Annotated in this window: 15 protein-coding genes; 5 read left to right on the plus strand and 10 right to left on the minus strand. The window is 47.1% G+C overall.

Annotation, left to right across the window (positions count from 1 at the left end; all coding sequences use genetic code 11):
- Nucleotides 1-779: 779 nt before the first annotated feature.
- The 7 genes from P4S59_RS21960 to P4S59_RS21990 form a co-directional block, all read right to left on the minus strand.
- Entirely contained in the window at nucleotides 780-1,538 is a 759-nt protein-coding gene (locus tag P4S59_RS21960; RefSeq protein WP_074190874.1) for an SDR family oxidoreductase, read from the minus strand.
- 110 nt (nucleotides 1,539-1,648) lie between these two features.
- A complete protein-coding gene (mmsB, locus tag P4S59_RS21965; RefSeq protein WP_005390978.1) occupies nucleotides 1,649-2,554 on the minus strand; it encodes a 3-hydroxyisobutyrate dehydrogenase in 906 nt (301 codons plus the stop codon).
- An 11-nt stretch (nucleotides 2,555-2,565) separates the two neighbouring features.
- Nucleotides 2,566-3,705, minus strand: coding sequence for an enoyl-CoA hydratase/isomerase family protein (locus P4S59_RS21970; RefSeq protein WP_048625200.1), 1,140 nt, complete (start codon nucleotides 3,703-3,705; stop codon nucleotides 2,566-2,568).
- Nucleotides 3,706-3,713: 8 nt separating this feature from the next.
- Nucleotides 3,714-4,499 (minus strand): enoyl-CoA hydratase, encoded by a 786-nt coding sequence (locus P4S59_RS21975; protein ID WP_337169055.1) that lies wholly within the window; start codon nucleotides 4,497-4,499, stop codon nucleotides 3,714-3,716.
- Nucleotides 4,500-4,537: 38 nt separating this feature from the next.
- Entirely contained in the window at nucleotides 4,538-5,692 is a 1,155-nt protein-coding gene (locus tag P4S59_RS21980) for an acyl-CoA dehydrogenase family protein (protein ID WP_337169056.1), read from the minus strand.
- A 19-nt stretch (nucleotides 5,693-5,711) separates the two neighbouring features.
- Nucleotides 5,712-7,205 (minus strand): CoA-acylating methylmalonate-semialdehyde dehydrogenase, encoded by a 1,494-nt coding sequence (locus tag P4S59_RS21985; protein WP_337169212.1) that lies wholly within the window; start codon nucleotides 7,203-7,205, stop codon nucleotides 5,712-5,714.
- Nucleotides 7,206-7,228: 23 nt separating this feature from the next.
- The gene (locus tag P4S59_RS21990) at nucleotides 7,229-8,440 is read right to left on the minus strand and encodes a thiolase family protein (RefSeq protein ID WP_337169057.1); all 1,212 of its coding nucleotides are present in this window, start codon (nucleotides 8,438-8,440) and stop codon (nucleotides 7,229-7,231) included.
- 277 nt (nucleotides 8,441-8,717) lie between these two features.
- On the opposite strand from P4S59_RS21990, the gene P4S59_RS21995 reads away from it, so the two are divergent.
- The 5 genes from P4S59_RS21995 to P4S59_RS22015 all read left to right on the plus strand — a co-directional run bounded on the left by P4S59_RS21995 (nucleotide 8,718) and on the right by P4S59_RS22015 (nucleotide 13,735).
- On the plus strand, nucleotides 8,718-9,092 hold the full coding sequence (locus P4S59_RS21995; RefSeq protein ID WP_012842485.1) for a MerR family transcriptional regulator: 375 nt from the start codon (nucleotides 8,718-8,720) through the stop codon (nucleotides 9,090-9,092).
- A gap of 66 nt (nucleotides 9,093-9,158) precedes the next feature.
- Nucleotides 9,159-10,328 carry an isovaleryl-CoA dehydrogenase gene (locus P4S59_RS22000; protein ID WP_337169058.1) on the plus strand — a complete coding sequence of 390 codons (1,170 nt, stop codon included), beginning with the start codon at nucleotides 9,159-9,161 and terminating at the stop codon, nucleotides 10,326-10,328.
- A 25-nt stretch (nucleotides 10,329-10,353) separates the two neighbouring features.
- Nucleotides 10,354-11,958: a carboxyl transferase domain-containing protein gene (locus P4S59_RS22005; protein ID WP_337169059.1), complete on the plus strand. Its 1,605-nt coding sequence runs from the start codon at nucleotides 10,354-10,356 to the stop codon at nucleotides 11,956-11,958.
- Between the two features lie 29 nt (nucleotides 11,959-11,987).
- Complete coding sequence (locus P4S59_RS22010) at nucleotides 11,988-12,827, plus strand: enoyl-CoA hydratase-related protein (protein WP_005390997.1); 840 nt, start codon at nucleotides 11,988-11,990, stop codon at nucleotides 12,825-12,827.
- On the plus strand, nucleotides 12,827-13,735 hold the full coding sequence (locus tag P4S59_RS22015) for a hydroxymethylglutaryl-CoA lyase (protein ID WP_337169213.1): 909 nt from the start codon (nucleotides 12,827-12,829) through the stop codon (nucleotides 13,733-13,735). Before P4S59_RS22010 ends, P4S59_RS22015 begins: the two co-directional genes overlap by 1 nt.
- Nucleotides 13,736-13,743: 8 nt before the next feature.
- Here the strand turns inward: P4S59_RS22015 and P4S59_RS22020 are convergent, their stop codons facing one another.
- From P4S59_RS22020 to ydiJ, 3 genes are all read right to left on the minus strand, one after another.
- Nucleotides 13,744-14,295, minus strand: coding sequence for a DUF2301 domain-containing membrane protein (locus P4S59_RS22020; RefSeq protein WP_145472038.1), 552 nt, complete (start codon nucleotides 14,293-14,295; stop codon nucleotides 13,744-13,746).
- 40 nt (nucleotides 14,296-14,335) lie between these two features.
- Nucleotides 14,336-15,214 carry a DMT family transporter gene (locus P4S59_RS22025; protein WP_048625206.1) on the minus strand — a complete coding sequence of 293 codons (879 nt, stop codon included), beginning with the start codon at nucleotides 15,212-15,214 and terminating at the stop codon, nucleotides 14,336-14,338.
- Between the two features lie 211 nt (nucleotides 15,215-15,425).
- A complete protein-coding gene (gene ydiJ, locus P4S59_RS22030) occupies nucleotides 15,426-18,473 on the minus strand; it encodes a D-2-hydroxyglutarate dehydrogenase YdiJ (RefSeq protein ID WP_337169060.1) in 3,048 nt (1,015 codons plus the stop codon).
- Nucleotides 18,474-18,522: the final 49 nt, after the last annotated feature.

Genomic DNA, 18,522 nt, shown 5'->3' on the forward strand with positions numbered 1-18,522 from the left:
ATGGTTGTCTGGTTTCAAAACAAATGCCAATCACAGTAAATAAGAGCTCAAAAACAGCGCAGGGGAATGTTTGATAAAAAGGCAAAAATTTTGATAAGTAGTTATTCTACTTACAAATTTTTCAGCGCCGTTATCAAGCATCTTAACCAGCTAGAATGAGCAATTACTTGCTACGATTGGTATCAAGCTAAGAACCAGTTGTTATAGTCATTAGAATGTTTATGTGTTGAGCATGAGTAACGTCGGGATCAGAGCGAAACAAAACGGAATTGAGTGGAGATCAAAACCACACTATTAGTGTGAGTTTATTGTTACACTTTGAAACACAATGTTACATTTGGCGCATTATGAGGAGTAAAAAGTTAAAGCTCATTAGCCACAACTGGAAACTAACCTTCCATTAATGAAATCCACACACTTTAAATAGGAGATTAACCTCAACACGAACTTCACGTGCTTCAAAGTTAATGTCTTTTGAAACAGACAGTTGCAAATTCATTTTGATGAGACTGACTATCAACTGCATTTACATAGATAGCTTGAGTACGAAGGGGAAATTAAAAGTAGAAAATTGTGATCAATATCAAATTAATGATTTCACTTAGTATTTGAGTGGTATTTACTTCTCATTATTTACTTTTGGCAAACCATTCGCAGGGCGAATCCAAATATGAGTAATAAACACTTACGTTACTCAGAACTGGCTCTCGGAAAAATAGGAAATGCTGAAAGGGAAAGAAGCTTGTCATTCCGGTCTGTGGGACCTAACCCTAGAGCTTTTACATACGAATGCCTCCATCCACTTCTAAAACTCTGCCAGTAAAGTAATCACTCTCAAGAATGTATTTTACTGCATGCGCGATTTCACTTGTTTCACCCATCCTTCCAATTGGGATCATCTTTTCTAGCCGTTCTATGGCTTCTGGTTTCATTTGCTCTGCCATCGCGGTATGTACCACACCTGGTGCAATCGCCGCCGCGCGGATACCGTATCTTGCTAACTCACGGGCCCACGTTGTCGCCATGGTTGCGACCGCCGCTTTAGACGCAGAATAATTGGTTTGACCGATATTCCCTGCTCTCGCGACACTAGAAATATTGATGATAACGCCTTGTGAGCCGCTCTCAATCATCTTGACGGCAGCTTCACGCCCACACAAAAATGTCCCCGTAACGTTGACGTTCATGACCAAATTGAATTGATCCAAAGACATCTTACTGATCACGCCGTCTTTTGATTTTACAAGTAACCCATCTCTTAGCACGCCAGCGTTATTGACTAGCCCATTGAGTTGGCCAAAATCTTGGATAACCGCGTCAAACGTGTTTTCAACGTCGATTTCGCTCGTTACATCCACTTGATAAGTCAACGCTTTCGCACTCAGCATCCGGCACTGCTCTTGTGTTTCCATTAAACCGCTAGCGTTTACATCTAATAACGCTAAATCTGCACCGGCTTGAGCAAGCGTAATTGCCATCATTTGCCCAAGTCCTTGCCCTGCACCTGTAATGGCAATGACACTATTTTTAATATCCATAGTTACTGCACTCCATCGCTAATAATGTTCCCTATTTCAAACCTGTTTAGGTGGTCCGAAATGATGAGTTTTACTTCACCATTTCAGACGGCTTTGTAGCAAAACTCAGTCTAGCCTTTCTTACTCTTGTAAAACTCAAACAAGCTTGAGAAGTCGAGCTCGCCGTGGCCGCTCGCGTTGTGGAAAGAATATAGATTACGCGCCAGTGAGCCCATCGGAACCGAAGAGTGTGTTTGTAACGCCGCATCTAACCCCAAACCGAGATCTTTCAACATGAGTTTGCTCATAAAGCCCGGTTGGTAATCGTTGCTGGCTGGTGCACTGTCCATCACGCCTGGGCAAGGGTTGTAAAGCTCCAATGCCCAATTTCGGCCAGAGCTTTGCAGCATGATGTTTGATAACACTTTGGGATCGAGCCCATGATCGATACCTAGATTTAGCGCCTCGCACGTACCAGACATTAAAATGCCGAGCATAAGGTTGTTACAGATTTTCGCCATTTGACCATCGCCCGCTTTACCGGCATGGAAAACATTTTTTCCCATGTACTGCAAAATGGCATTGGCTTTAGAAAATGCCTCATCCGAGCCACCAACAATAAAGGTTAATGTCGCCGCTTTAGCGCCGGCAACACCACCCGAAACGGGCGCGTCGACAAACAGCACGCGTTTATTTGCCGCTTCATTGGCGACTAATCGCGCAGAGTCCGGATCAATGGTTGAACAATCAATCATCAAGGTACTTGGCGAGACAAGATTGAGGACACCTACGCCGCCGTGTAAGTCACCAAGATACACGGAACGAACGTGAGAACCTGCTGGTAGCATCGTGATGACTGTGCTTGCACCATCCACGACTTCCTCAATAGAGCTCGCCACCACCGCACCAAAAGGTGCAAGTTGCTTTGCCGCTTCGCTATCGACATCGAATACTTGCACGTTAAATCCAGACGCTAATAGGTTTTGCGCCATCGGATGCCCCATTCTTCCTAAACCGATAAATGCGATGGTACTCATGATCATTCTCCTTATTGACCTAGTGTTTGTTCACCCAAATCAGCAAGCGGATGTTCGTCATCCGGCCAAAGTGAGGTAAACAAGGTATCGATGACATCTTCATCGACTTCACTGACACTGTTAAACATCCAGTTAGGTTCGCCATCCCGGTCAATAAGCCGAGAACGGACGCCCTCTTTAAACTCACCTAATAAGGCGCTGCGAACCGATAAACTCAGCTCCAAGCGGAAGCAATCTGCAAGTGGTAAGCTGTGGTATTCTTTCACTTGTCTGAAGCAAATATGTGCGGTGATCGGACTGCCCGCGGCGAACGTTTGTTTCGCGTTTTCTATCCACTGACTGTTCCCTTCGATAGCCATGATTCGCTGTGCTATTGCATTAAGATCAAAGCCTTTGCACGCTTCCTCTATCTGATCTAAGTATGGACAAATTTGCGTGGTTGGTTTGCTATCAATAACCTGTTCTTCCATTAATTGTAGTAGCGCAGTTACCAACTCTTTCGCATCTTCTTTGCCCCACTGGAGCCGCTTTAGCTCATCCAGTAAGGTGGGATACTGCTCTTCCAACAGTAACCAATCGGCCAAACCAATAGTGACAGCGTCACTTGAATTCACCATTGAACCTGTCAATCCGAGGAATAAACCCACTTGCGGATCTATCTGGCTTAAAAACCACGTACCTCCCACATCAGGATACAGTCCGATATTGATTTCTGGCATAGCAAGGCGTGATGTTGTTGTCACAACTTTATGGCTGGTTCCCATAAAAAGTCCCATTCCACCGCCCATGACAATACCTTCTCCCCAACCGATAATAGGCTTGTTGTAAGTGTGAATGAGATAGTCACACTCATACTCCAACGAGAAATAGTCCGTACAGAACTCTACGATTTTTTCTTTACTCTCGTTATGCATGACGTGATACATAGCTCGAACATCGCCACCAGCACAGAATGCTTTTTCTCCAGCGCCAGTGAGTACCACACAAGTCACATGCGGATCGTCTTGCCACTTGATAAGCTGATCGTTAAGTTGAACTAACATGTCATACGTCAATGCATTCAATGAAGCGGTGTTGTCTAACGTTGCGATACCAATGCGGTGCACGCCATCTAAGCACTCTATTTCACTAATGGTTACCATCCCTGCCATGTGGCCTCCTATCGGTTTTTCCATTGCGGTGGGCGTTTTTCTAAAAAGGCGCGAACACCCTCAACTTGATCTTCCGTATCAAAAAGATTCAGAAACAACTCTCGCTCTTTCATTAAGCCGTGCTTAAGTGGCGCAGAGCGCATATTTTGAATGAGCGCCTTACATGCAGCGACAGAAGATGGCGACTGGTTCGCAACAGATTCAGCAAGCTCCAACGCTTTACTTAAAGCTTCGCCTTTGGGAACTAACTCCTCAGCCAAGCCTAGTTCTTTTGCTTTGTCAGCGCTGACTTGCTCTCCACATAAAATGATACGCTTTGCCCAGCCTTCCCCTACTAACGCTGTGAGGTTTTGGGTACCGCCAGCGCAGGGCAAAAGTCCGACTTTGGTTTCAGGTAAAGCAAGTACCGCTTGCTCTTCAACTACTCGAATATCACAAGCTAATGCCACTTCTAAACCTCCGCCCATGGCGTAACCATTAATCGCGGCAATGGAAACACCACGGAATTCCGAGAGCGTTTCAAAAGCTTCACCAAAGCATCGCGCCATGTCTAACGCAACCGCTTTGTCACCATCAGAAAATAGCTTGAGATCAGCACCAGCAGAGAAAAACTTGTCTCCACTGCCGGTTAAAACCAGTGCGTAGACCTGCTTATCATTGTTAAGTGTGAGTATCAGCGACTTCAGTACCTTGAGGCTCTCTGCTGTCCATGTATTGGCTGGCGGGTTGTTCATTGTCACCACCGCAACGTGATTAGTGATCGTATGTTGAATGGCTTCTTGGGTTAATGGCATATCTGAATCCTTTCTCAATGAGCAAATCCAATACTTCGCTACAGCAAGGCCGATTCCTCAGAGAGCAAACGGCGCGCGATGATCAAGCGCATAATTTCGTTCGTTCCCTCCAGAATTTGATGCACACGCACATCTCTGAAATGACGCTCCATTGGATACTCTTTGATGTAACCATAGCCGCCATAAAGCTGCAGCGCTTGGTCGCAAACCTGAAAGCCTACATCGGTTGCGAACCGTTTTGCCATCGCGCAATAAGCCGTGGCATCCGGGTCATTTCGGTCGAGCTTACTGGCGGCATAGCGCACCAACTGCCGCGCAGCCACTAGCTCTGTCGCCATGTCTGCCAATTTGAATTGTAAGGCTTGAAACTGCGCAAGCGGCTTGCCGAACTGCTTACGTTCTTGAATATACCGTGCCGCCTGATTAAGGGCCTGTTGCGCCGTACCGACGGAGCAGGTCGCAATATTTATACGCCCTCCATCAAGCCCTTTCATCGCAAAGACAAAACCTTGCCCTTCTTCGCCCAGTAAATGGCTAGCTGGAATAACGACATTTTCAAAAGTAACCGCTCGTGTTGGTTGGCTGTTCCAACCCATTTTGGGTTCTTTGCGCCCATAGCTGATACCATCTGTTTGAGCAGGAACAACAAATGCAGACACGCCTTTGGCACCCGCTTCTCTGGTTCTCGCCATCACGACCAAAACATCTGTCTCTCCTGCGCCAGATATAAAGGTTTTGCCACCGTTGAGCACATACTTATCTCCCTTTTTTGTAGCGGAAGTGGTCAGTGCAGCGGCGTCTGATCCTGCGTTGGGCTCGGTTAAGCAATAGGAGCCTAACCATTCCCCCGTAACTAACTTCGGACAGAACTGCGTTTTGGCTCCATCGGTAGCAAAACTGGCTATCATCCAACTGACCATGTTGTGAATCGTCATAAACGCCGTAGTGGACGTACATCCCATGGCCAGTTGTTCAAAGATAATTGAAGCATCTAAGCGACTCAGCCCTAGGCCACCTTGCGCTTCTGGAGTGTAGAGACTCAGGAAGCCTAACTCTCCCGACTCTCTCAATACGTCTTTGGGGAAGATCTGTTTTTCATCCCACTCCGCCGCCATCGGTGCTAAACGCTCATCGGCAAATTGCTGAGCGGTATCGGCAAATGCACGTTGATCTTCATTAAGTTCAAAGTCCATAAAAGCTCCTTCTATTCACTCAGCGCAGTTGGATGGTCAAATTAGGCCCCGTTGGAATATCGTCATCAAACCAACGTGCCGTCACCGTTTTAGTCTCGGTATAAAAACGTACCGCTTGTTTACCATACGCATGCAAATCGCCATAGAAACTGCCTCTCCAGCCAGTAAAGGAGAAAAATGGTAAAGGGACTGGAATTGGCACATTGATCCCCACTTGACCGACTTGAATGTCATGCTGATATTTTCTTGCAGCAGCGCCATTAGCCGTAAAAATGGAAGTGCCGTTCCCGTATGGGTTACGATTCACTAACTCAATGGCCTCTTGCAACGTTTCGACTTCCATACAAACTAAGACAGGGCCAAATATCTCTTGCGTGTAAATCGACATATTCGCTGTTACACCGCTAAACAAGGTTGGGCCAATCCAGTTTCCATCAGGAAAGCCTTCCACTTCACACTGACTGCCATCCAGTTCACACACTGCGCCTTGTTGTTTGCCATCTTCAATTAGGTCCAATACGCGTTGTTTAGCTTGCTCACTGATGAGTGGGCCATAAGCAGCTTGCTCATCGTCCCAAGGCCCTGGGTGTACTTTCGCCATTGCCTGTTTGAGGTCTGTAATCCATTGTTTTGAATCGCCGACAAATACCGCAACAGAAATTGCCATACAACGCTGCCCCGCCGCCCCAACGGAGGCCCCCACTAGGTTATTCACCACTTGTTCCTTGTTCGCATCAGGCATGATCACCATGTGATTTTTAGCACCAGCAAAAGCTTGAACGCGTTTAAAGTGTTTCGTACCCGTGGTGTAGATATAACGGGCAACAGGAACCGAGCCAACAAATGACACCGCTCGAATGTCAGGATGAGCCAGCAGAAAGTCGACTTGGTCTTTGCGACCATGAACGATTTGCAACACTCCTTTCGGCGCGCCAGCTTGCTCAAATAGTTCGGCTAAACGAATAGAGGTCAACGGCACTTGTTCGGAGGGTTTGAGCACAAACGTATTACCCGCAGCGATAGCGATTGGGAACATCCACAACGGAATCATGGCAGGAAAGTTAAACGGCGTAATGCCGCAACACACACCCAGGGGCTGAATCATTGAGTAACTATCAATGTCCGTGGCAACGTTTTCGACGGTTTCGCCCATCATATTGCTGGCAATGTTTGCAGCCTGCTCAACAACCTCTATGCCTCGCCACACATCGCCTTTAGCATCCACTAAAATCTTACCCGTTTCATGAGAAAGCAGTGTGGCAAGCTCATCATGATGTTCTTTGAGAAGGTGCTGATAACGAAGCATGACTCTGGCACGCTCGGATACTGCCACTTCCTTCCAGGATTGGAATGTCTCTTTCGCATTATCAATGGCGGCTTCCATCTCGTGATCCGTTGAGCAGGGAACGTACGCAATGACATCATTAGTGGCAGGATTGGTCACCTCAACCCAATCCGAAGTTTGAGATTCACGAAACTCTCCACCAATAAACAAGGGAACTAAACGAGTCATCATTTACTCCTTTCTGATTTCAATTAAAGCGGTATTTCAATGCCTATCGCCGTTGCCTCTCCACCACCGATACAAAGTGACGCAACGCCTCGCATCACTTTTTTGGCGTCTAGATCACCGTCGGTACCTAAAGCTTGTAGCTGACGCAAACTATGAATCAATGTCACCAGAATTCGAGCGCCACTTGCGCCTATCGGATGCCCGAGTGCACACGCTCCGCCTTTAATATTGACTTTGCTTATATCAAGCCCAAGTTCTGCTACCGCGATTTGTGTCACGACAGCAAAGGCTTCATTTATCTCCCACAGATCCACTTCGTCAATTGACCAATCCAACTGGGACAACAACTGTTCAATCGCATAAACGGGAGCCAAAGTATATTCAGCAGGTTTTCTGGCGTGTGTAGCGTGAGACTTGATAACGGCGAGTGGCTCAAGACCTTGGTGGTTCGCAGTCTCTTCATCCATTAGAACAAGCGCTGCAGCGCCATCGGAAATCGCACTCGAATTAGCCGCGGTCACCGTGCCTTTTTTATCGAATGCAGGTTTGAGTTGAGGGATTTTATCCAGAACAATCGAGCGCGGGTGCTCATCGTAATCCAGCGTTCCTTGTTCAGACTTGGTGTTGAATTCAATCGGTGAGAGCTCGTCTGCAAATAAGCCCCGATCTTGAGCTTCCAACGCACGTTTTGCCGACATCACTGCCCATTCGTCCATTTGCTCTCTGGTAAACTTAAGCCTGTCTGCGACGTGCTGAGCATAAACACCCATTAAGTGCCCTTCGTACGCATCTTGCAATCCATCGAGAAACATGTGGTCATAAGTCGACTGGTGGCCCATGCGCATTCCCTTTCTCGCCTCTTTCAATAAATACGGCGCATTGGTCATACTCTCCATACCACCAGCAATGGCCGTTCGAATCGTTCCAGCTTTGATAAGATCGTGCGCCAACATGACGCTCTTCATACCGGAACCACACACTTTATTGATAGTCGTGCACCCTACACTCATGGGTAAATCCGCACCAATTGCCGCTTGTCTCGCCGGGGCTTGCCCACAACCCGCAGGGAGCACACATCCCATGAAGACTTCATCTACAGATGTCACATTCACTTCGTGCATTGCCGCCTTGATCGCCAGTGCGCCTAATTGGGGAGCGGAGTAAGTTTGCAACTTTCCTTGAAAGCGCCCGATCGGCGTTCTCTTCGCGCTGACAATCCAGATGTCTTTTTCCATGATTCGCATTCCCTTGAGGTATATGTGAACACTAGACTGACTGATGACGCCCTTGCATGACATTGCTTACCAAGTGCTACGCCAGTCTTTGTCGCCCTTTCTCACTGACAAACTTTCATACTGCGATTTCTTGACGTTTACGTAAGCATAGCACTAGCCTTTACAATGAGATGAAAAAACACACCAAGTAGGCGTTTATCTTTCAAAATTTGCGTTCGGCCTTTCCGTTGAAGGTTCGATTTCCAGAAACTGGATTTTTATTCGAGGTAAGTATGTTATGGAAAAATACAAGATCAGTGACCTCGCCAAGGAGTTTGATATTACCACTCGCAGTATCCGGTTTTATGAGGACGTAGGTCTGATTGAACCAGAGCGAAAAGGCAACATGCGCGTTTATCAACGCAGAGATAAAATTCGTCTCAAACTGATTTTAAGAGGGAAACGGCTCGGTTTTTCACTGGCAGAAATTCGTGAACTTTTCGAGCTCTATGACATGCAACAAACCGAAGGACAGTTATTGAAAATGCTCAATATCATTGAAGAGAAACAAGCCGTCCTACAACAGCAACTCAATGACATCAGCGTCGTAATGGCAGAGTTGAATGCCGCTAAAGAACGCTGTATTCAAACACTCAAAAGCAAAGAGACATAACCGCTATACTCAAATAGCGACACTGCAATCGGCTTTTCCACCTTACCTCTGATATCGGGAGACGTTATGAAAAGCACCTACGCCCCACTCAATTTCGGACTTGGTGATACCATCGATATGCTCCGAGACCACGTTAATGCCTTTTCTACGGAACATATTGCTCCCATCGCCGCAGATATAGACCGCGATAACCAGTTTCCAAACCATTTGTGGCCTTTGTTTGGAGATATGGGGTTGCTCGGTGTCACCGTCGATGAAGAACTTGGTGGTGCAGGCATGGGATACCTTGCTCACGTTGTGGCGATGGAAGAGATCAGCCGAGCCTCTGCCTCCGTCGCTTTAAGCTACGGCGCTCATTCTAACCTGTGCGTCAACCAGATCTTTCGCAATGGCACGCCTGCTCAACGCAAGAAATACCTTCCCAAACTCATCGATGGTACGCACGTTGGCGCCCTAGCTATGAGTGAGCCCAATGCCGGTTCAGACGTGATAAGCATGCAACTGAAAGCGGAGAACAAGGGTGACCATTTTGTACTGAATGGCAACAAAATGTGGATCACCAACGGTCCCGACGCTGACATAGTGGTGCTTTACGCTAAAACGGATGTCAATGCAGGTTCACGAGGTATTACCGCATTCATTGTTGAACGCAACGTCGAAGGTTTCAGCCATGCTCAAAAGCTGGACAAACTAGGCATGAGAGGCTCGAACACTTGCGAACTTGTGTTTAACAATTGCGTAGTGCCGAAAGAGAATATTCTTGGCGATCTGAATCAAGGCGTCGAGGTGTTAATGAGTGGGCTGGATTACGAGCGCGTCGTCCTCGCTGCCGGACCACTCAGGATAATGCAAGCTTGCATGGACATTGTGGTCCCGTACGTACATGAACGAGAGCAGTTTGGAAAGTCCATTGGCGAGTTTCAGTTAGTTCAGGGCAAGATCGCCGATATGTACTCTCGAATGAGTGCAGCAAAAGCGTATGTATATACCGTCGCAGCGGCTTGTGATCGAGGTAACGCAACACGCAAAGATGCCGCAGGAGCGATTCTGTACAGTGCAGAACTCGCCACACAAATGGCACTTGATGCAATACAGTTGCTCGGTGGGAATGGCTACATCAATGAATACCCTGCTGGTCGTTTGCTACGTGATGCAAAGCTTTATGAAATCGGCGCGGGTACCTCAGAGATTCGCCGCATGTTAATAGGCCGAGAACTGTTCGAAGAATCTCGCTAAAGGAACATACGACAAGGAAGTCATTATGGCCATTATCAAAAGTAAAACTAAGCCAACTGACGAGTTATTTCTTTCCAATAAAGCTGCGATGGAAACGTTGGTCACTCAACTGAATCAACACATCGAGACCATCAAACAGGGAGGCGGTGAAAAAGCCATTCAGAACCAGAGGCAAAAAGGAAAACTCCCCGCCCGAGAACGCATCGCGCGCTTGCTTGATGACAACACTGACTTTCTTGAAATCAGCCAGTTTGCCGCCTGGCAAGTGTATGACGAATCCATCCCCTGCGCTGGCGTTATCGCCGGCATTGGTTTCATAGCGGGGATTCAATGTATGGTCATCGCCAACGATGCTTCGGTAAAAGGCGGAACCTACTACCCACTCACGGTAAAAAAACACCTTAGAGCGCAAGAGATAGCCCAACGTTGCCAACTCCCCTGCGTATACTTGGTGGACTCCGGTGGTGCAAATCTCCCTCATCAGTCCGACGTCTTCCCCGACAAAGAACACTTTGGTCGCATTTTCTTTAACCAAGCGAGGATGTCAGCAAAAGGCATCCCTCAGGTTGCTGTTGTGATGGGGCTTTGCACTGCTGGGGGCGCATATGTTCCTGCCATGGCGGATGTGTCCATTATGGTCAAAGAGCAAGGCACCATATTTTTGGCGGGACCGCCTCTAGTTAAAGCGGCCACTGGCGAAGTCGTGACGGGTGAAGAGCTCGGCGGTGCAGACGTGCATTGTCGTAAATCTGGTGTTGCTGATTATTACGCTGAAAATGATGAGCATGCCCTAATCCTTGCCCGAGAAGCCATTGCCAATGCCAATAGAGCAAAACCGATTAAGCCGGAAAACACAGTGCTACCTCCCCGCTACGATGCTGAAGAAATCTACGGAATCGTGAATGCCAACTTACGACTATCATTCGACGTTAGAGAAATTATTGCCCGCATCGTCGATAATTCTGATTTTGACGAATTCAAAGCCTTGTACGGCAGAACGTTAGTGTGTGGCTTTGCTCGCGTTCACGGACACTTGATCGGTATTGTGGCAAACAACGGCATCTTGTTTTCTGAATCGGCACAAAAAGGCGCGCACTTTATTGAACTTTGCTCCAAACGGAAAACACCGCTTCTCTTTCTCCAAAACATTACCGGATTTATGGTCGGGAAAAAGGTGGAAGAAGAAGGCATCGCAAAACATGGCGCCAAGCTGGTGATGGCCGTCGCTTGTGCTGACGTACCAAAGTTTACCGTAATCATCGGTGGGTCGTACGGTGCTGGCAATTATGGCATGTGCGGCCGAGCTTATGATCCAACCATGATGTGGATGTGGCCGAACGCTCGTATTTCTGTGATGGGCGGAGAACAAGCGGCAGGCGTCTTAACACAAGTTCGAAAAGACGCGAAGGAACGCCAGGGAGAAGTATGGTCAGAGCAAGAAGAACATATTTTTAGAGAATCAATCATAGACTTGTATGAAACACAAGGACATCCCTATTTTGCGAGCGCTCGGCTATGGGATGACGGAATTATTGACCCCAAACAAACGCGTCAGGTGTTGAGTCAGGCGCTAACGGCAGCATTAAATTCTCCTATTCCTGATAGCGAGTTTGGCGTCTTCAGAATGTAAATATCCAAAGATGAATTAAGGAAGTTAGTATGCAGGAAATGCAACCAAGCATTATTCCCAACGCCCAAAGGCAAGATGATGTTCTTTGGCATGTCGATGACAATGGCGTAGCGACCATCACTCTAAACAGAACAGCCAAGCACAATGCTTTTGACGCTTGTACGATCGACTTGCTGATCCACCGCCTAGATTATCTCGCTTTACGAACGGATGTGCGATGCTTGGTATTAAAAAGTAACGGCAAGCACTTTTCATCCGGGGCCGACCTGAATTGGATGCAGTCGATGGCCGACAGCACGAGGCAAGATAATTTCGTTGATGCCCAAAACTTGGCAAGACTCATGGAAACACTAGATTCGTTCCCTCAACCCACCATCGCGGTTGTACAAGGCTCCGCTTACGGCGGCGCGCTGGGATTGATTTGTTGCAGTGATATCGCCATCGCGAGCCAATGTGCTAACTTTTGCTTAAGTGAAGTTAAGCTTGGTTTAGTTCCGGCAACCATTGCGCCTTACGTCATGCGCGCGATGGGGAATCGACAAGCTAGACGCTATATCTTAAGTGGTGAAGTCATTTCAGCCGAGGATGCCGAACGGTTTGGTATTGTGCATGAAGTGAAAGAAGCCAAACAACTTGAAAGTGCGGTCGATAGCGTGATCAAGACGTTACTACTTAATAGCCCAGATGCGATGCGTAAAGCAAAAACGCTCTGTCACCAATGTCATCAAAACCCCATCGATCAACAACTGATTCACTATACTAGCAAGCTCATTGCGGACATTAGGGTATCGCCACAAGGCCAAGATGGCTTGCAAGCGTTTCTTGAAAAACGAAGCCCAAGTTGGGTAACCAAATCACAGGACAAGTAATGCTGCCTTCCAAAGTAAATATTGTCGAAGTAGGTCCACGAGATGGGTTGCAAAATGAGTCTCCTGTTGCGACCCAGACTAAAATCCGGTTGATCAACTTACTCTCTGATACTGGGCTAACGCATATTGAGGCGGGCTCTTTTGTTTCGCCCAAATGGGTGCCACAAATGGCGGACTCAACAGAGGTCATGAAAGCAATAACAAGGCGAAGTCATGTTACTTATTCTGCCCTGACACCAAACCTAAAAGGCTTCGAACAAGCCTTGGAGGCTGGTGCCAATCAGGTCGCAATTTTCACTTCATCATCAGAAGGATTCTGCCAACACAATATCAATTGCTCGATTGCAGAAAGTTTAACTCGCTTCGAGCCTGTAATGCGATTAGCCACCAAACACGGCATCCCTGTTCGAGGCTATCTATCCTGCGTTGCCGATTGCCCATACGACGGTCCGACAGACCCTAGACAGGTGGCGAGCGTGACCAAATCCCTCATCGATTTAGGGTGCTACGAGGTGTCTCTAGGTGACACCATCGGCACAGGCACGCCAAATCGAATTGCAGCCATGCTGGAGGCCGTCATGTTGGTTACACCTCTCCCCCTGCTTGCTGTCCATTTCCACGATACATGGGGACAAGCGCTCGCCAATATTCATCAAGCATTGAGTATGGGCATCAATACCATCGACAGTAGTGTAGCTGGGCTAGGTGGATGCCCATACGCTCATGGGGCCTCGGGGAATGTCGCGACGGAGGATGTACTGTATTTATGCCAAGGATTAGGGATCGAAACGGGGATCGACTTGGAGCTGTTAGCAAAAGCTGGCTGGATGATCAGCGAAGAGCTTAATCGAGAACCCACGTCAAAAGTATCGCTAGCTTTGCGTAACCGTATGACATCTCTAACTTAAGGCGTTTATTAAACCTCGTAGTTTGCTTTGATACCAATATCAAAATGAAGTGGCATCCGCCACTTTGATATAGACAGGAAGCCCATAATTAAGCCAGACAACCCTGTCGCAATAGTCGCTACCGTCAGTATTTCGAAACAAAACGCAAAGGTTGCGATGGCAAGTAGCACTGGCACCGCTTTCAAGCCTGGAACTTTAAAACAAAAGGATTCTTTCAGCGCCACACCGGAAAAAGTGACAAAGACAAAACCAAGAGAAAGCCACACGCGGGATAAGTCTGGATCGCTCACCATGAAGAGCAGTCCCACCCAAGTTGACCAGCTGATGACAGTACGCACAGTTTTACTGTAGACATGGATATTTGCTGCAGTTAATACGCCTGCAATGGCGATGAGCAGCAACACATTTCGATCATAAAATGCCGAACCTTCAATAAGGTGCAAACCCGATATCGTCATCGCGATAAGTCCAAAGGCAAATACGCTAATTCCTAAACGGTATAAACAGACACTTAAAATATCTAAAAAGTCTAGTGATTCCTGATACTCAGTATTGGCCATGCTTCACTCCTAAATTGTTCCCTACCCAAACCTCTTGAAGCTACCTAGGGATAGACAAACGAAATCGACCGCCAGTACGATAAATAATAAGAGAGAATAAGATAAGCACACAGCCTACTAGCTTATTTGCCGTTAGCACTTCGCCATACCACAGCACGCTTAGAATGACGGTCCAAACTGGCTCTAATATCATGATCAAGGCAGCATTACCTGCCTGAACAAATTTTTGCCCCATGGTTTGCATTACGTAACGCAAGCTCGTCGCTAGCAAAGTGCTCAACGCGAACCACCACCAAATGGAGGAGTCAACCTCTGCCGGAAAAGACTCCATAAAGAAAGAAACCAACAAACCTAAACAACCAGCAGAAAAAAGCTGCACGCAAGTAAGCAGCAACACAGGTAATTTTTGAGAGTATTTACTGTTCACATTAAAATGAAGCGCAAGAACCAGTGCCGCCCCAAGAAACCAAAATTGACTGGCCGATTGCTTCCAACCGCCAACTAAAGAGAGACAGGCGAGACCTAATACCGCGATAGGCAAAGAGAGCCAGAAAATTCGTTGTGGTCGTTGACGAAACATAACCCACGCAACAATAGGCACAAATAGCATGGAGAGACTCATGATAAATGCGCCTTCCCCGAGCGTGTCGCTGATGGAGATGGCGTAAATCCATGTCATAACGGCACTACCTAACAGTAGCCCGACACCACCAGCAGAAAGCACATCTCTCAAATTCGCTTTCAACAAAGGTCGATAGCACAACGGCAGCAGACAGAGCGATGCAATAGTAAATCGCGCCCCGATAAAGCCGAAAGGTGGTAAACCCTGTATTGTTTCCTTAGAAAAGATCCAACCAAGTGCCGCGATCATCGTTGTCGCAACCAGAATAACCGTCGCTTTGCGTTCTGAGTTAAACATAAGTACTCACAAAATATGGAACACAGTATCGCAGCAAGGGAAGTTTGCTGCGCTGTTGTATCAATTTGAAAGGAGTTTCTGTCGAGCGGAAGTGAAAGCCCGATTCTCTCCTGTGTTGTTGTTAAGCAGATTGAAGTTCTGCGGTCGGATACATTAAAGGCAGGTAAAGTCTTAAGGCAAGCGTTTTCGTATACTAAATTGCCTAAGCATCTTATGCACTAAACAAACTGGCTAAAACTTGGACAGGATGTCGAACTACCTCCCCTTCAAAACGCTTAACTTGACTGCGGCAGGAATATCCCGTGGCTAACACACGCTCGGTGGGCAGGTTCTTTATATTCGGTTTCCAACTCAGCTGATAAATAGCTTCAGACGTACTTTTCTTATCCACTTCATGGCCGAATGTCCCTGCCATACCGCAACATCCCGTAGGTATCACATGCAGCTTTAAGCCAAAGTGATTAAAAATAGACTGCCAAGATTTCTCAGTCTGCGGTATTTTGGTCTTTTCTGTGCAATGCGCCATCAAATACCAAGGTTCTTCGTCTGATGCGCGTACTGCTGGCCATTCGTTGAGTGCATCCACCAACCATTCATGAGCCGTATACACTGTAAATTCGCCTCGCTTTTCTTTTAAAACCTGACGGTATTCATCACGATAACAAAGCACTAAGGCTGCATCGATACCGATCATAGGAATTTCAAGCTCAGCAACTTGGTTGAGAAAATCCGATGTGTTTTGTGCATTTCTGGCGAATGCCTTAAGGAAACCTTTTACATGTTGAGCTTTCCCATTGGGTTTGAAAGGCAGAACAACAGGGTGTTTCCCTAACCGCTGCAATAACTGAATAAAGTCCGAAACCAACTCGGCTTCATAAAAGCTGGTAAATGGATCTTGAACAATCAAGACGTAATTTTGCTTCACTTCTGGGGAAAGCGATTCTAGATACGCAAAGTCGAACGGGCTCACTCCAAGCGCCTGACATCGACTTTGCAACGTAGGGATAGATAGCACTGGCGAATCAACAAAACCGATGGATGTCTCTAATACTTGCGTAACAGGCCTACTAGATGCAATTCGATTAACCAGCTTGGGGGCTTTTGCCATAACCGGCAGCAGTTGCTCAATATTCGACACCAGATAGTCGCTCAGAGGTCTGCGATAACGCGAGTGATAAACGTGTAAAAAACGTGCTCTAAAATCAGGCACATCAACTTTAACAGGGCACTGACTCGCACATGCTTTGCACGCTAGACAACCGTTCATCACCTCATAAACTTCATGCGATAAATCATCAGATGCGGGGCGAGATATCAGTTGACTCAGCTTCTGAGCCAAAAGCTTAACCGATAACGTTTGATTGAGAAGCTGTTGTTCGTTAGCGAGCAAATCGAAGCCACTGTCATTAAGGCGACGCAGCCATTCACGCATTATCCCAGCCCTCCCTTTCGGAGAGTGGCGACGATCGGCTGTTACTTTAAATGATGGACACATTGGGCTATCAGCATCGTAATTAAAACACAGCCCATTGCCATTGCAAGACAGCACGGGCTTAAGCGACTCTCGGACTGCTACGGGGATCTGACGATCATAGTAGCCACGCTTGGTCGCTGTGACTTTTACCATTTCAGCGTCGCTATTCAGTGGTGTGCAAATCTTCCCCGGATTCATTTTATTGTCTGGGTCAAACGCCGCTTTAATGCGCCTTAATTCAGTAAAGAGCTCATCACCAAAGAAGGCAGGTCCATATTCTGAGCGATATCCTTTACCGTGCTCTCCCCACATTAAGCCATTGTATTTTGCCACCAGCGCGACCACATCATCGGACAGTTGATGCATCAACGCTTCCTGCTCAGGGTCACACATATCGAGCGCCGGACGCACGTGAAGGACGCCAGCATCCACATGACCAAACATGCCATAATGCAGGTTATTGCTGTCTAGCAACGTACGAAATTCCGCGATAAAGTCCGCTAAATTTTCAGGCGGCACACAGGTATCTTCCGCGAATGCAATCGGCTTTGCCTGACCTTTAGTCGCGCCAAGCAGCCCAACCGCTTTCTTGCGCATTCCATAAATAGCCTGGATGTCTTGGGGGTCGCGACAGACTTGATAACCGATGATACCACTGCGTCGGTGAGCCATTTCTTTATCGAGAATTGAAAGCAAGCGTTCAACTTTATCCTCAATATCATCGTCGTGACTGCCTGCGAACTCGACAAAGTTAAGCCCTTGCATCTCTTTGCCCCGCACATCTGAGATCGCGTGTTTTACCGAGTGCCAGACAATGTCTTCTCTTGCAAGATTAAGCACCTTTGCATCAACCGTCTCTACCGATAGCGCCTCTGCTTCGACCATCAAGGGAGCATTTCGCAATGCAGAATCAAAGCTATCGTATTTAACGTTCACTAACCGTCGCGTAGTAGGTATTCGCGTAAGATTGAGCTTGGCTTCAGTGATAAAAGCTAACGTGCCTTCAGAGCCACATAATATTCTCGTGACGTCAAACTCTTCACTCTTGTCGTTTATGGCATTTTTTAGGTCATAACCAGTAAGAAATCGATTCAGAGGAGGAAACTTATCCAGAATCTGTTGACGCTTGTCTCGACAAACTTCCTCCGTAATTTTTAACGCTCGCGATACTGCATCACTGTTTAACCATTTGTTTTGTTGAATTGCTTCGGTATCGAGCACCGAACCAGCCGCCAATACGGCTTTGAGCGCCAACACATGATCCGAGGTTTTACCATATTGCAAAGAGCCTTGGCCTGATGCATCGGTATTAATCATCCCACCTAATGTTGCGCGGTTGCTGGTCGACAGATCTGGCGAGAAGAAATAACCATAAGGGCGAACGATGTCGTTGAGTTGATCTTTGACTATCCCAGTTTCCACTCTCACCCAACCTTCCTGCTCGTTGATCTCTAACACTCGATTCATATAGCGAGACAGATCAACCACGATCCCCGAGTTCAATGATTGTCCGTTGGTGCCCGTTCCGCCTCCTCTGGGCGAAAAGGTCAGGTGCTTAAATTCATCATGTGCACTGACCTTGCCAAGTATTACCACATCATGATGGTTGGCAGGAAAGACGACCGACAAAGGAAGTTGCTGGTAGACGCTGTTGTCAGTCGCCATACTCAATCTAGTGGTATAGCGGGCATCAGTATCCCCCTTGAAACCAAGTTGTTTAAGGGTGTTAAAGAACTTGATAACCACAGGATCAGAGGAAACCTGTAACGGAAGTGCAGGAAGCATAATTTGAATCAGTGCCTTACGGTTGTCTTTTTAGGTTCGTAATAGAAAT

It is taken from the genome of Vibrio sp. M60_M70 (assembly GCF_037162085.1).
Lineage (GTDB): Bacteria > Pseudomonadota > Gammaproteobacteria > Enterobacterales > Vibrionaceae > Vibrio > Vibrio diabolicus.

Excerpts from the sequence above, each read along its gene's own strand:
- P4S59_RS21960 (WP_074190874.1), bottom strand. The coding sequence starts at position 1,538 with ATGGATATTAAAAATAGTGTCATTGCCATTACAGGTGCAGGGCAAGGA.
- mmsB (WP_005390978.1), bottom strand. The coding sequence starts at position 2,554 with ATGAGTACCATCGCATTTATCGGTTTAGGAAGAATGGGGCATCCGATG.
- P4S59_RS21970 (WP_048625200.1), bottom strand. The coding sequence starts at position 3,705 with ATGGCAGGGATGGTAACCATTAGTGAAATAGAGTGCTTAGATGGCGTG.
- P4S59_RS21975 (WP_337169055.1), bottom strand. The coding sequence starts at position 4,499 with ATGCCATTAACCCAAGAAGCCATTCAACATACGATCACTAATCACGTT.
- P4S59_RS21980 (WP_337169056.1), bottom strand. The coding sequence starts at position 5,692 with ATGGACTTTGAACTTAATGAAGATCAACGTGCATTTGCCGATACCGCT.
- P4S59_RS21985 (WP_337169212.1), bottom strand. The coding sequence starts at position 7,205 with ATGACTCGTTTAGTTCCCTTGTTTATTGGTGGAGAGTTTCGTGAATCT.
- P4S59_RS21990 (WP_337169057.1), bottom strand. The coding sequence starts at position 8,440 with ATGGAAAAAGACATCTGGATTGTCAGCGCGAAGAGAACGCCGATCGGG.
- P4S59_RS21995 (WP_012842485.1), top strand. The coding sequence starts at position 8,718 with ATGGAAAAATACAAGATCAGTGACCTCGCCAAGGAGTTTGATATTACC.
- P4S59_RS22000 (WP_337169058.1), top strand. The coding sequence starts at position 9,159 with ATGAAAAGCACCTACGCCCCACTCAATTTCGGACTTGGTGATACCATC.
- P4S59_RS22005 (WP_337169059.1), top strand. The coding sequence starts at position 10,354 with ATGGCCATTATCAAAAGTAAAACTAAGCCAACTGACGAGTTATTTCTT.
- P4S59_RS22010 (WP_005390997.1), top strand. The coding sequence starts at position 11,988 with ATGCAGGAAATGCAACCAAGCATTATTCCCAACGCCCAAAGGCAAGAT.
- P4S59_RS22015 (WP_337169213.1), top strand. The coding sequence starts at position 12,827 with ATGCTGCCTTCCAAAGTAAATATTGTCGAAGTAGGTCCACGAGATGGG.
- P4S59_RS22020 (WP_145472038.1), bottom strand. The coding sequence starts at position 14,295 with ATGGCCAATACTGAGTATCAGGAATCACTAGACTTTTTAGATATTTTA.
- P4S59_RS22025 (WP_048625206.1), bottom strand. The coding sequence starts at position 15,214 with ATGTTTAACTCAGAACGCAAAGCGACGGTTATTCTGGTTGCGACAACG.
- ydiJ (WP_337169060.1), bottom strand. The coding sequence starts at position 18,473 with ATGCTTCCTGCACTTCCGTTACAGGTTTCCTCTGATCCTGTGGTTATC.